Origin of the sequence: Rossellomorea vietnamensis, from assembly GCF_001305855.1 — a bacterium.
Taxonomy (GTDB): Bacteria; Bacillota; Bacilli; order Bacillales; family Bacillaceae_B; genus Rossellomorea; species Rossellomorea vietnamensis_A.
Map to the genome: position 1 here is coordinate 1 of NZ_LIXZ01000033.1, position 14,601 is coordinate 14,601.

The window sequence follows — 14,601 nt, forward strand, 5'->3', positions numbered from 1 at the left end:
AGTTATCCCAGTCTTACAGGCAGGTTACCCACGTGTTACTCACCCGTCCGCCGCTGATATCAGGGAGCAAGCTCCCATCAATCCGCTCGACTTGCATGTATTAGGCACGCCGCCAGCGTTCGTCCTGAGCCAGGATCAAACTCTCCGATAAAAGTTTGAATAGCTCTTTAAAAATAAATCTAGAATTAACGTTGACGTATTGTCTTGTTTTGTTCAGTTTTCAAGGTTCAATGTGTAAGTGCTTCTCTYGAAGCGACTTGACCATCATATCAAGATTGCAGTGTGTTTGTCAACAACTTTTTTTGAAACGTTTTATGATCTCGCTGAATGTTGTTATGTAACCCGCTGCTCTCTTGCGACGGTTTTTAAAGTATATCAATCTATTAGATATTCGTCAATAGATTTGATAGATTTATTTCAAAAACTTTCAAACCTTCCTAATATGAATTAATCATCGTTCGATTATAACCATCCTCTTTCTTCTATAGTATGAACAAAAACAAAACCGGCTCACCCTCCGCGATGGAAGGTGAGCCGGTTTTTTATATGATCATTAGTCGATCTTAATTACGTTTTCGTCGTTACGGTTCACTTTACCAGACTTCTCGATTGTCACTTGTTGACCTTCTTTCAGGTTCGTAAACACAATCGGTGTCATGATGGAAGGCGCGTTTGCTTTGATGTAGTCAAGATCCACTTCTAGTAATGGTTGACCGGCTTCTACCTGGTCCCCTTCTTTTACTAACGCTTCGAATCCTTTACCTTCCAGTTTCACTGTGTCGATTCCAACGTGGATCAGGACTTCACGGCCTGCTTTGGACTCAAGTCCGATGGCATGCTTTGTCGGGAATACATTCACGACTTTACCTGTGATAGGAGAAACGATTGTTCCTTCTGTGGGTACGATCGCGAAACCGTCACCCATCATTTTACCTGAGAATACCTGGTCAGGAACCTCTGTGATGTCTTTGATCTCACCTGTGATCGGAGCTACAAACTTTTCGTTGTTTCGTTCAGTTTGAAGAGCCTCCGGATTTACTTCTTCAATTTGCTGTTCTACTTCTTCATTTGCATTTGTTTCTACTCTGCGTGGAGCTTTCCCACGGATGATGTCTTGCATTTGTGATTTGATCGTATCTGACTTCGGTCCGAAGATCGCTTGGATGTTATCTCCCACTTCAAGTACACCTGAAGCACCCAGTTTTTTCAGACGGTTTTTATCTACTTGTTTCACGTCATTGACGGATACACGCAGACGAGTGATACATGCATCTAAGTGAGCGATGTTTTCTTGTCCACCCATCGCGTCAAGGATGTTGTATGGAAGATCGCCAGCTGAACTTGCCGGAGCGTCATCTTCATCTTCATCCACGTCTTCACGACCAGGAGTCATGAGGTTGAACTTGCGGATAGCGAAACGGAATCCGAAGTAGTAGATGAAAGCAAACACGATACCTACCGGGATGACGATCCAGGCATTCGTTTGCGGATTGATTAATCCAAATAGTACGTAGTCAATTAATCCACCGGAGAAAGTCATACCGATTTTAACATCTAATAGATGCATGGTAAGGAATGAAAGACCGGCAAAGATTGTGTGAATCCCAAATAGTACTGGAGCCACGAATAAGAATGAGAATTCGATTGGTTCTGTGATACCTGTCAAGAATGAAGTCAAGGCAGCAGACGCCATGATTCCACCTACAACGGCTTTACGTTCCGGCTTCGCTTCATGGTAGATCGCTAATGCCGCTGCTGGAAGTCCGAACATCATGAATGGGAATTTACCTGTCATGAATGTACCGGCTGTAAGGTCTTGTACACCATCTTGAATTTGTTTCATAAAGATTGCCTGGTCCCCACGCACAACGTCTCCCGCTGCAGAAGTGTAAGAACCGAATTCGAACCAGAATGGAGCATAGAAAATGTGGTGTAGTCCAAATGGAATAAGTGAACGTTCGATTACACCGAATACAAATGCTGCAAGTGCTCTGTTTTCACCGAGCATAAAGTTTGAGAATGTGTTTAGACCATCTTGGATCGGTGGCCAAATTAATAACATCAATAATCCTAATACAACGGAAGATGCCGCTGTAGCAATTGGAACAAATCGTTTACCTGCGAAGAACCCTAAGTATGAAGGAAGTTCAATTTGGTAGAAACGATTGTACATGGACGCCGCCAGGATACCGACGATGATACCGCCGAATACACCTGTTTGTAAGGTTGGGATACCGAGAACCAGGGCAAATGCCGGATCTACGTTATCACCCGTCACATCAGGAATACCTAACCCTTCAACAGTACCCATCGTTACGTTCATGATCAGGAAACCAACGATAGCCGCTAAACCGGCCACCCCTTCTCCACCGGCGAGACCGATGGCGACACCGACTGCGAAGAGCAGTGCCAAGTTTCCGAAGATAATTCCACCCGCTTGTTCCATTACGCTGGCAACGGTTTCAACGCCGCCGTTATTAAGGAATGGGGCAATGTCTAGAAGCGTTGGATTTTGAAGGGCATTACCAAACGCTAGTAAAAGTCCTGCTGCTGGTAAGATCGCAACTGGAAGCATTAATGCTTTACCGACTTTTTGTAGTACACCAAAAGCCTTTTTAAACATGTGAGTTTCCTCCCTTTAATTTTTCATTTTCGACTAATTAGATGATTGCGCCAAACAAAAAAGGCATGAGAAAAGAGGATAATGAACGTATATGGATAGACTACCCCAAAATACACGTTTCAATTATCTTCTTCACTCATGCCTGATCGAATCAGTAACACGTAAGAAAGATAAGTACATTAATTCACTTTATTTTGAATCCGTTGAAGATGCATCGTGAGGTATACTGCCTCTGCATCGTACACGGGCTTTTGCAATGTTTGCTGCATCATCTTAATCAGCTTCCATGATAGATTATAGCAGACCGGATATTCTTCTTTCAACAGTTTTGCAATTTTTTCTGGTTCTTCTACTCTTTCTCCCCGTAAAACCCGTTCAATCGTATAACGGATATGACGGATGAGCCTCATATAATCGACGCTCTCTTTATTGATTTCAACGTCCAGCTGTTGTTCAATCATCCCTATCAGACGGCTGATCAACTGAGAATGCTGGTTCACTTCGGAAAGATCCTTGTTCATCATGGCGCTGTGAATATGAAGGGCAATGAATCCCACTTCCCCTTCCGGCAAATGGACATCGGTCATCTCATTGATCATTCCGACGACTTCTTTGGCTATTTCATATTCAAAGGGATACAAGGTTCTTGTTTCCACCAGAAACGGATTCCGGATCTCCATCCCTCTCATCAATCGGTTAATCGCAAATAGAATATGGTCTGTAAGGGCGATATGGATATGCTCGTTAAGGAAAGAATTGGTTCTTTCCCTGATCAATTCGATGGCGGAGATAATGACGTTTGACATATCTTCATTTAAAAAAGGAAGAAGGTTTTTGTACTGCTCCTGTTCTTTTTCCCCTTTTAGGACAAACATTTTTTCGGCAATATCATTTTGGATGGGATCACCCTTTTTCCGGTTGAATCCTATCCCTTTCCCGATCAGCACGACTTCTCCGTAGCTCTCGTGAACGGCAATCAATACGTTGTTATTTAAGACCTTTTTTACATTTAAAGTAGACATACTCAATTCTCCCTATATATTCGACCATTTTCGACACTACCCGATTCCATGATTCTAACGAAAACTGACCCTTTTTTCAATTGATACTTCTTACCTTAGTACTACTTTCTCTACCTTTGTCGCTATTTCCTTTATTTATTTTCTACACTTTCTCCGATAAAAACCAAAAAGAAGCTGATCTGCGGGAGATCAGCTTCTGATTATGGTCTATTCTTATACGAGGAAGATAAAGTACAGTACAAAGATCACAAACAGGAAATACATGATTGGATGGATTTCTTTCGCGCGACCTTTCATGATCATCGTGATCGGGTAGAAAATGAACCCAATGGCGATACCTGTTGCAATGCTGTACGTTAGCGGCATGGCGACAATGGTCAGGAATGCCGGTACAGCTACTTCGAATTTCTTCCAGTCGATTTCACCTAATGATGATACCATGAGCACCCCGACAATGATAAGGGCCGGTGCCGTCACAGCCGATGTGATGACGGCAAGTAACGGGAAGAAGAAAATCGAAAGGACGAACAGGATCGCGGTTACGACAGATGCGAAACCCGTCCTCGCTCCTGCAGCAACCCCAGCAGACGATTCGATATAAGACGTCGTTGTAGATGTTCCTAAGATGGCTCCGACTACCGTTGCACAAGAATCTGCGAATAACGCTTTTCCTGCACGCGGTAATTTGTTCTCTTTCATCAAGCCTGCCTGATTGGCTACCGCTACGAGGGTACCGGCTGTATCAAAGAAATCGACGAATAAGAACGTCAGGATGACCACAAGCATCTGGATCGTGAAGATACTGCCTGCGTCATTGAATAATGGTTCCAGCGCTGCCCCGAATGTCGGAGCAAGGCTTGGTGCCGCGTCCACCACTCTTTCCGGTGTATCGATCAAGCCTGCGATCATTCCCACGACGGCCGTTACGACCATCCCGATGAAAATCCCGCCTTTAACACCTTTTGTCATCAGGATCACCGTGATGATGATACCGAAAATAGCGAGCAACGTGGTTCCCTTCGTTAAATCTCCAAGTCCGACTAATACTGCATCATTGTTTACGATGATACCTGCATTTTGAAAGCCGATGAAGGTAATGAATAATCCGATCCCCGCACCGACGGCATATTTCAATTCAGCCGGGATCGAGTTAATGATTTTTTCGCGGATGCCCGACAGTGTCAGGGCAATGAATATCAGTCCCGAAATCAATACTCCCGTTAAAGCAGATTGCCAAGGTACGCCCATCGTTAAAACGACTGTATAAGCGAAAAAGGCATTCAAGCCCATCCCTGGTGCGAGAGCGATCGGATACTTGGCGATCAATCCCATGATCAACGACCCGATGGCCGCAGCCAATGCTGTTGCCACGAACACTGCACCGTAATCCATTCTCATGTTGTCCGGAAGATCGGGCACAGATTGAAGTGTCAATGTGAGCGGATTAACGATTAAGATATACGCCATCGATAGGAATGTGGTCAATCCCCCAATGATCTCCCTTTTATAATTCGTTCCTAACTGGTCAAACTGAAAGAAATTCTTCATTCTTGTACTCCTCCTATAGAGTCGCCGTAGAAAATAAAAAAACCTCGAACTACCAGAGTTCAAGGCTTTGACTGTTAAGATCAAGATCAATAAGGAACGATAAATACGGTCCTATCATCCATCACCTCGTAGTCAAGCCATTTACGGTAGCTTGGTAGAAACGCTCGGGCCTTATTCCCGAAATTATACGACGTAATACTTTTATTATGTTTTGTTATGATTACAGTACTATTGTACCAACGTGATTTCAGTCCGTCAACACAAAATACGAACATTATTATATATATTTTATTATAATGTTCGTTTAATACAAAAAACGACAGGAATCCTTCCGTTTGTCGAATAGATTCGATCCGGAAGAAACCTGTCAGTTATTTATCCTAGTTTATTATTCCCACTCAATTGTTGCAGGTGGCTTACTCGTCACATCATACACCACGCGGTTGATATGATCGACTTCATTCACGATGCGTGTAGAAATTTTCTCAAGTACTTCCCATGGAATACGCGCCCAGTCGGACGTCATCCCATCAATGGAAGTGACGGCACGGATTCCGATTGTGTAGTCATAGGTTCTTGCGTCACCCATGACACCGACACTTCGGACGTCCGGAAGAACAGTGAAGTATTGCCAGATGTCACGGTCAAGTCCAGCCTTTTTGATTTCTTCACGGAGGATGTAATCAGACTCACGGACGATTTCAAGCTTCTGTTCGGAAATTTCACCAAGCACTCGGATACCAAGACCGGGTCCCGGGAATGGTTGGCGCCAAACGATTTCATCCGGAATACCAAGTTCAGAACCTAATGCACGCACTTCATCTTTGAATAATGTGTTAAGCGGTTCAATCAGGGTGAACTGCATATCTTCAGGAAGCCCGCCGACATTATGATGGGACTTGATCGTTTGTGCAGTCGCCGTACCGCTTTCAATGATGTCTGTATATAACGTACCTTGAGCAAGGTATTCGATGCCTTTAAGCTTCGTTGCTTCATCATCGAACACGTAAATGAATTCATTCCCGATGATTTTACGTTTTTGCTCAGGGTCGGATACACCTTTTAATTTATTCAAGAAACGATCCTGGGCATCCACTTTAATCACGTTCATGTTAAAGCCGTCAGCGAATGTCTTCATTACACTGTCCGCCTCGCCTTTACGAAGAAGTCCGTGATCGACGAAGATACATGTCAGTTGATCACCGATCGCTTTATGGATCAAGACGGCCACTACAGATGAATCGACCCCGCCGCTTAATGCGCAAAGGACCTTTTTGTCCCCTACGGTTTGACGGATCTTGTCCATTTCCATTTCAATGAAGTTCTCCATGGACCAGTCGCCTGTGCACCCACACACTTCAAATACGAAGTTCTTCAGCATTTCGTTTCCGTGTTCTGAGTGTCGTACTTCAGGATGGAATTGTACTGCATATAATCCTTTTTCCTCGTTACTCATAGAAGCGATCGGGCAAGAAGGATTTATTGCGTTCACATCGAATCCTGCAGGAGCTTCGACTACAAGATCCCCGTGACTCATCCATACGACTTGCTCTTCGGGAAGATTCGAGAATAATTTTGACTGCTTCTCGATGTTGATGGCTGCTTTCCCGTACTCACGGTGCTTTGCGCGTTCCACTTTTCCGCCAAAATGCATCGTCATAAGCTGCATGCCATAGCAGATCCCCAGAATCGGAATATCCAGATCAAAGATGCGCTCATCGCAGCGGAATGAATCTTCACCGTACACACTGTTCGGTCCGCCGGAGAAAATGATCCCTGTTGGATTCATTTCCTGGATTTCTTCAAGGGTAACTGTATGCGGGTGGAGCTCACTATAAACACCAAACTCACGGATTCTTCGCGTGATTAATTGATTGTACTGACTTCCAAAGTCTAAAACGACGATCATTTCCTGATTGTGCAATTCTTCTTTACCAAGCATTCAGTTCACCTCTTCAGTTTATTTACCTACTACCATCTATTGTTGTTAGCATTCCAAAAAAATATAAAAAAAACTAGACTTCGCCTTAAAAAAAGGCAGAATTCTAGTTTTTTGCATACACGGATGTCAACTAAGAACACTGCCTTCATAGTCCAGTCATTTAAGGTGACCGGGTAGATACTTTCGAACCGTATTATCGAGGATATACGAAGGATGCTAACGAACGCTATTTGAATTTGACATCATTTTATACTTTGTAATCAACCGGGTCAACCGGTTGTCCTTTTAATTAAATTTTCCCATAATTCTCTCATCTTCATCCAATCTTCTGATGTAGGCTTCTGTCCGTATAATACACGTTCATAATTATTGGTCAGACTGGTCATTTCACGGGTACCGAAGAAGGAATCGATGTACCTTGAGTACCCCCGTAAAGTCTGACCGTCATCCATTTTCAATCCGTATCTTTCCAATTGTTTCATGAGGGACAGATAGGCTTCGGAGAACACATCCCCTGATGACTTCCTGCGGTAATAGAAAATCAGGACATAAGGCATCCATCTTCTCCTCACAAGATATAATGAAATCGCAATGATGATCAATAGAATGGTTCCCATCACGATCTTGCCCCAATTATCCACAATGAATGACGTGATGTCATCCCACAGACTGGATAGAGAGTATCCATCATCTGAAGACGCAGGATCTTCCTCAGGCTGCAGTGGTTTTTTCGGTGTTTCTTTCTGCTCCGGTATAGGGACTTCGTCAGTATCTGAATCAGGTATATCAAGGTCATACTGATAAGAAACATTGTTGCTGAAACCGACAGTAGGTTCAAACGGAACCCAGCCCACTTCCGGAAAGAATACTTCTACCCATGAGTGGGCATTATTGTTCGATACCTCGTAGAGTTTATAAGTCGAATCGACCTGCCTGCTGTATTCCCCTTCTGTATAGCCTTTGGCCCATCTCGCCGGGATCCCGAGTGAGCGGACCAGGACCACCATGGAGGTAGAGAAATTATCACAGTATCCGCGCTGCGTTTCAAACAGGAACTGATCCACGTAATCCTGTTCTTCTTCAGGAACGGGTACGTCGAACTGATCGTATACATACGCTTCCTTTGAAAAATATTGCTCGATTGCCCTTACTTTGTCATACCAATTATCTTCTTCCGAGGTGATCTCAACGGCCAGGTCCTTGACTCGTTGAGGAGTCGTATCGGGCAGCTGGGTGTAACGATCGACGAATTCAGGCACCTGCATGATTTCCTGTTCTTCATTGGCCGCCTTCATCTTTTTCTGTGAATAAGATGGGGAGCGGTAGGACAGCTCGTACTCGTCAAGCTTAACCGTTTCATCGGGTTCTTTATAACTCGTCACTTTTTCATCTATAGGATTGAAGCTGAAATACCCATTTTCATTCCCGTTGATCACTTCTACCCCGTAAGGATAAGCGACATGGGAATAGGTACGCTCGACCATGACCTTCTCACTTTCCGGGTCCCGCTCTTCATCCGATTCCGGTGAAGGGATCGGCACCTTTTTCCCCGAATCAAATGTGAGAGGATCCTGCTGACCGTCAGAAATGGACTGCTCCCATCCTTTCCCCGTATATAAATCCTTCGATTCAATTTTCCAGTAATGCTCCCGTGTCACCTCCGCATTGAAAATGACTGTGGGATCACCGACAAAAGGACCCCCAAGCTTAGTATCATCCGTATCGTAGCCAATCTTGTTGACACCAGTTCCACCGGCACCCTCAGAAAAGGATTGAAGATACGGGACAGGATCCGGCCAGATGGGGTCTGCTTTAGGTGCTGCAAAAGCAACAACCGAACTGATCACGAGCATCACCGTCAACGGAACGATCCAGCGATGGCGGCTCATCTTGGAACCAAGGAGCTTCTCTCTTTGCACCAGCCTTTCAAGGGCCAGTAATCCCATGAGAAGAAAGCCGAAAATGACGACCCGAATAATCGATTTATCCCCTTCATATACCGTGAAAGTATCAATCAAACAAACATAAGTGACCGTCATCACATAAAACAGAAGAATCGTTTTTCGAACGGATAACCAGTAATGGATCAAGTACGTCATCAGCCACAGAAGCACAAAGAACAACAGGCTTCTATACTCAAAAGACAAACTGGGCCATTCCCGCCCGAGGGTCAGTCCGAGATTCTCCCATAAATCCTGACTGAATTCCTTGAACCACTTGGGAGAGAAAAAAGATCCCTTGTAGTACAACCCATGCAGACTGTACAAAATAAAAAGAATTTTCACAGATGCCGTGATCGCATAATGAATCCGGAAATAAGACAGGGCGAGTGCCAGGGCAATAAAGACAATGAAATAGGTCAGACTCGCTGTGTCCGTCACAACCTTAAGTGGTTTTAACCACTCCCATAAAAGTAGAAATCCAAAGAAATACGTCACGATCTTGAAATAGGAATTCGCTGTTTCTTGCCTCATGCCCGTTTCACCTCCAGAAATACCGAGGAGAAGTCGCCTTCAAAGCATACCTGCAATCGAATGCCGCGCGAGGAGGCATAGGCTTTCAACGATTTCTCTTCTGCCGTATACGCATCTCCTGTCTTCTTCACCAAAAAGATGACAACAGAGCTGTTCCGCTTCGCATACTCATTTACGCTCATAATCATTTTTTTTGAAACGGATGAGGTCACGAATAGTACCGCCGCTGACTGAGAATAGTTCAATCCCGCTCCCTGCAGGACTTTCCCTAAAGCAAACGGGCTGTCCTGCCTCACTTTCGCCAAGTGATAATTCAGCTGACTCAAGTGCTCTTCTCCTCCCCTGATGGGAAATGACACATGATCTCCACCAATTGACACTAGGCCGACCTGAGCCCCTTTTTTGACGATGGACCTGATCATCGATGCCGTAAAGGTCACCATCGCTTCAAACGCTTGTGAGGGCTCCCTGTCGAGTACAATGAGGACGTCATGGGACTGGCGTTCTTCAAACTCCTTCGTCATTAGCTCATTGGTCCTGGCAAAGGTCTTCCAATGAATCCACGAGAAGCGGTCACCAGGTTGATACTCACGGATACCTGTTGCCATCGTCGTATCCTTTTGGATCTTCACGCTCGAAGTCGTCATCCCCTGGTCATATCGATTCTCAAGCGGTCGATAAGGGACATCCACGATCGACGGATAAACAAGGAGCCTGTCGACGCAATCCACCGTCGCTTCCTTTTCAAAAACACCAAAGAAATCACCTGTTTTAAACCTTACTTTAGAAAAAATATGTTCTCCACGGGGAAGCTCATCGATGTAATAGGTCAGTTTGATTCGTTTTCTGAACCCGGGGTGAATCATCGCTTTCGCCTTTTGAAAACCGGTCTGATGAAAGACAGAATCCGTCACCACATCCTCCAACACCAAATAAAACAGAGGAAATGGCAGCTTCCGGGCCAGGGTGATCGTAACCTTCAATTCGTCCCCGGCCTTGTACTCAGCAGATTCAAAACTCCGCTCCACGTAAAACTCTGATAACGGATATAAGAACACACAAACCGAATAAAGGGAAAACGGCAAAAAACTGTAGAACAAAAACCAGCTCACAAATCCACCTTGGAACATCGCATACGAAAAAGTCACGCCCATCAAAATAAGAAGGAGCAAAAACTTCCCAAGCGGTTTAAGAAATTGAAGTTTCGTCTTCATCTATCTCACAAGCCTTTGTACCGGGACAGGTATTCGCGCCATGACTCTCTCCACCACTTCTTCAGGGGTAATCCCTTCGTATCTCGCTTCCGACTTCATAATGATCCGGTGAGAAAACACGAAAGGTGCCAGGAACTGAACATCGTCGGGAACTACATAATCCCTTCCCCTTAAATAGGCATAGGCCTGACAAGCCTTCATCAAGGCAATCGATCCACGGGGGCTCGCACCCAGATACACATTCGCATGTATCCTCGTACGGTTCGCAATCTCCACAATGTATTTCTTAATGGTGTCATCCACCAATACTTCCTTGACATCCCCTTGGATATATCTCAACTCCTCAAGGGTCATAACAGGTTCCAATTCATCGATCGGCGGAGTCCGCTGGGCGCGGTGAAGAACCTCCATCTCTTCCTCGGGTTCAGGATATCCCATCTTCATCTTTAGAAGGAAACGGTCAAGCTGGGCTTCCGGAAGCGGATAGGTCCCTTCATATTCAATCGGATTCTGGGTCGCCATAACGAAGAAAGGCTTATCAAGCTTCCGGGTCATCCCGTCAATTGTAACGCTGCTTTCTTCCATTCCTTCAAGTAAAGCGGACTGTGTCTTCGGTGATGTACGGTTGATTTCATCCGCAAGAATGATGTTCCCCATGATCGGTCCAGGTCTGAAATTAAACTCCATCTCTTTCGGGTTATAAATCGATACTCCGATCACATCAGAAGGCAGTAAGTCCGGCGTAAACTGAATTCGTTTAAAGCTCGCTCCTACAGACTTCGCCAATGCACGGACCATCATCGTCTTCCCTACACCCGGAACGTCTTCAAGCAAAACATGTCCTCCGGCAAGCAGGGAAACGATGCTCAGTTCCGCTACCTTTCTCTTCCCGATCATGACTTTCTCTATATTATCAATGATACTTTGCAACTTCGGATTCACCAGTTCATGTGACATCGTACCCCTCCTGAATGATTCAAACTCATCTTTAACTATTACTACTTTCGTTTAAAAAGTCGAAAATCCTCTATAAAATGGGAAATTGGTAGATAATTTTTGGGGAATTGGTAGGATACGAAGGTCTTCGAAGTGATTGACCGTTCCGATTTTCGTAGCGGCATCTTGCTTCCATTCAATTAAAAAAGCCGGTTCTCCATTATACGAGAATCGGCTCTTCCACTTGACTATTTCCAAAAATCATCAAATACCGTGACCGGCAGATGACGTTTATGTTGTGTTTTCAGGTAATGACCTTCAATGGTTTTCCTGGCTTCAGCGGGTACTTCTTTCCCCTCAAGGTAGTCATCCAGCTGATCGTATGTGACACCAAGGGCTTCTTCATCCGACAGCTGTGGACGATCTTCCTCCAGGTCCGCTGTCGGTTTCTTATTGTATAAGTGTTCCGGACAGCCAAGCTCGATCAAAAGCATTCTCCCTTGACGCTTGTTCAGGCGGAAGAGGGGGACGAGATCTGCCGCTCCATCACCGTATTTCGTGTAGAAGCCGGTGACTGCTTCAGCAGAGTGATCTGTACCGAGCACCACGCCGTCCTTCATGGCGGCAATGGCGAATTGCACCTTCATCCGTTCACGTGCCTTTTCGTTTCCTTTGACAAAGTCTGAAAGCTCAATACCGTTCTTCTTCAACGTTTCTACGCTGGCATCGACTGCGGGTTGCACATTGACCGTCATCGATACGCTCGGGTTGATGAATTCCACGGCATCAATGGCGTCCTGGGCATCTCCCTGTTCCCCGTAAGGAAGTCTGACGGCATAGAAAGCATAATCCGAGGATCCTGATTCCTGATTCATTTCATCGATGGCCATCTGAGCCAGCTTTCCTAGCAATGTGGAATCCTGACCTCCTGAAATTCCAAGGACCAGACTTTTCATAAACGAATGCTTCTTCAAGTAAGCCTTCATAAAGTCGACGCTGCGACGGATTTCTTCCTGCGGATTGATTTCCGGGGAGACCATCATTTCTTCTACGATTTGTTTTTGAAGAGAATCCATGTTTTCACACTCCATGTTAGGTTTTGTTACATCAAGTTATACCTTTTATCTTACCCAATCACAGGCATACTTACCAGTTTTCGCTTTGTTTTTCTTTTACTTCGGCTTTTACACGATGAATCAGGTCCATCTTATTGTTCCAGCACTCTTCACTTAAATCCACAGGGTACTCTTCCGGGTTCATGGAACGCTTATATTCATCCCACAACAATTCAAGGTTTTCATTCACGAAACTTCTCATGTCCTCCAATGGAGGCGTATCATATACAAGCTCACCGTTTTTGAATACCTCCACATGAAGTTCCCTCGCTTCGAAATTCGTGACGAACTTACTGATATACGTATGGACGGGATGGAACATTTTCAATCGTTCCTGACTTTCCGGGTGCTCATGCTCCAGGGCAATATATTCGCCCTCTGATTTATGATTAACCGTATTGACGATGCGGTAAACCCTTTTCATCCCGGGAGTTGAAACTTTCTCAGCATTACTCGAAATTTTGATCGTGTCTTCCATTTCACCAGATTCATTTTCAATGGACACAAGCTTATACACGGCACCTAAAGCAGGCTGATCGTAAGCTGTGATGAGCTTCGTCCCGACACCCCATACATCAATCTGTGCGCCTTGAGCCTTTAAGTTCAGGATCGTATACTCGTCCAGATCATTGGAGGCAATGATCTTCGTATCCGTAAATCCTGCATCATCAAGCATCTTACGGGCGATCTTCGATTGATACGCCATATCTCCACTATCCAGACGGATTCCCTTGAAGTTTATTTTATCGCCAAGCTCTTTCGCTACCCTGATCGCCGTCGGGACACCGGACTTCAGTGTGTCATACGTATCGACTAAGAACACGCAATCCTTATGGCTCTCCGCATACTTATGGAACGCCTGATACTCATCGCGGTAAGCCTGGACCATGGCATGGGCGTGGGTTCCGGAAACCGGCATGCCGAATAACTTCCCGGCCCGGACATTGCTCGTCGCATCAAAGCCTCCGATGTAAGCTGCCCGTGTTCCCCAAATGGCTGCATCCAGCTCATGAGCACGTCTAGTCCCGAACTCCATGACGACTTCATCCTGCACCACCTGCTTGATCCGGTTCGCCTTTGTCGCAATCAACGTCTGGTAGTTCACAATGTTCAAGATCGCCGTCTCCAGTAACTGAGCCTGAGCAAGAGGCGCCTCAACCCTGACAAGAGGAACATTCCCGAACGCAACCTCCCCTTCCTGCATGGAACGGATCGTCCCGGTGAATCGAAGCTCCGCCAAATATTCCAGAAATGCCTCCTCATACCCCAACTCCCGCAGGTACTCGATATCACTCTCCGAGAAATGAAACTTTTTCACATAATCAATGATCCGTTGGAGCCCGGCAAATACCGCATATCCATTGCCAAAAGGCAGCTTTCGAAAGAACACTTCAAAAACAGCCTTTCGATTATGGAAATCATCATCCCAATACGCCTTCGTCATATTTATCTGATACAAATCTGTATGCAACGCTAAACTATCATCTGCATAGTTCGTCATGTATTTCTCTCCTTTAAGCTATAGCCAATTGTTGAACATGATTGAGTCTTTTCTATTTTAACCAATATTGGTTGGGATATCGAATGATTAGGGTTGGGAGGGTGGAGATAGAGCTGAATTTTTGTACAGTTGGATTAACAAACGTTTGATTAATTTTAACTATGACTCTCTAATTAAGATAATGAAATCTTTCTTATGAAATTGGTAAGGCCATCCGGACATGTCC

General features: G+C 45.0%; 9 protein-coding genes, 1 rRNA gene and 2 riboswitches. All 10 genes read right to left on the reverse strand.

Going from position 1 to position 14,601, the window contains the following annotated elements; translation table 11 throughout:
• Positions 1-151: ribosomal RNA gene (locus tag AM506_RS20975) — 16S ribosomal RNA — on the reverse strand; the annotation flags it as partial.
• Positions 152-553: 402 nt separating this feature from the next.
• Positions 554-2,623 (reverse strand): glucose-specific PTS transporter subunit IIBC, encoded by a 2,070-nt coding sequence (ptsG, locus tag AM506_RS20980; RefSeq protein ID WP_060674992.1) that lies wholly within the window; start codon positions 2,621-2,623, stop codon positions 554-556.
• A gap of 179 nt (positions 2,624-2,802) precedes the next feature.
• Positions 2,803-3,645: a glucose PTS transporter transcription antiterminator GlcT gene (gene glcT / locus AM506_RS20985; RefSeq protein WP_060674994.1), complete on the reverse strand. Its 843-nt coding sequence runs from the start codon at positions 3,643-3,645 to the stop codon at positions 2,803-2,805.
• Between the two features lie 213 nt (positions 3,646-3,858).
• A complete protein-coding gene (locus tag AM506_RS20990) occupies positions 3,859-5,193 on the reverse strand; it encodes an NCS2 family permease (RefSeq protein WP_060674996.1) in 1,335 nt (444 codons plus the stop codon).
• 109 nt (positions 5,194-5,302) lie between these two features.
• Positions 5,303-5,404: riboswitch (purine riboswitch) on the reverse strand.
• A 177-nt stretch (positions 5,405-5,581) separates the two neighbouring features.
• Positions 5,582-7,135 carry a glutamine-hydrolyzing GMP synthase gene (gene guaA / locus AM506_RS20995; protein ID WP_060674998.1) on the reverse strand — a complete coding sequence of 518 codons (1,554 nt, stop codon included), beginning with the start codon at positions 7,133-7,135 and terminating at the stop codon, positions 5,582-5,584.
• 128 nt (positions 7,136-7,263) lie between these two features.
• A riboswitch (purine riboswitch) is annotated at positions 7,264-7,365 on the reverse strand.
• A gap of 39 nt (positions 7,366-7,404) precedes the next feature.
• Entirely contained in the window at positions 7,405-9,609 is a 2,205-nt protein-coding gene (locus tag AM506_RS21000) for a transglutaminase TgpA family protein (RefSeq protein WP_060675000.1), read from the reverse strand.
• Complete coding sequence (locus AM506_RS21005) at positions 9,606-10,721, reverse strand: DUF58 domain-containing protein (RefSeq protein WP_235576170.1); 1,116 nt, start codon at positions 10,719-10,721, stop codon at positions 9,606-9,608. Before AM506_RS21005 ends, AM506_RS21000 begins: the two co-directional genes overlap by 4 nt.
• Positions 10,722-10,823: 102 nt before the next feature.
• A complete protein-coding gene (locus tag AM506_RS21010) occupies positions 10,824-11,780 on the reverse strand; it encodes an AAA family ATPase (RefSeq protein WP_060675004.1) in 957 nt (318 codons plus the stop codon).
• Between the two features lie 227 nt (positions 11,781-12,007).
• On the reverse strand, positions 12,008-12,835 hold the full coding sequence (nadE, locus tag AM506_RS21015; protein WP_060675006.1) for an ammonia-dependent NAD(+) synthetase: 828 nt from the start codon (positions 12,833-12,835) through the stop codon (positions 12,008-12,010).
• 70 nt (positions 12,836-12,905) lie between these two features.
• Positions 12,906-14,375 (reverse strand): nicotinate phosphoribosyltransferase, encoded by a 1,470-nt coding sequence (locus tag AM506_RS21020; RefSeq protein WP_060675008.1) that lies wholly within the window; start codon positions 14,373-14,375, stop codon positions 12,906-12,908.
• Between the last annotated feature and the right edge of the window lie 226 nt (positions 14,376-14,601).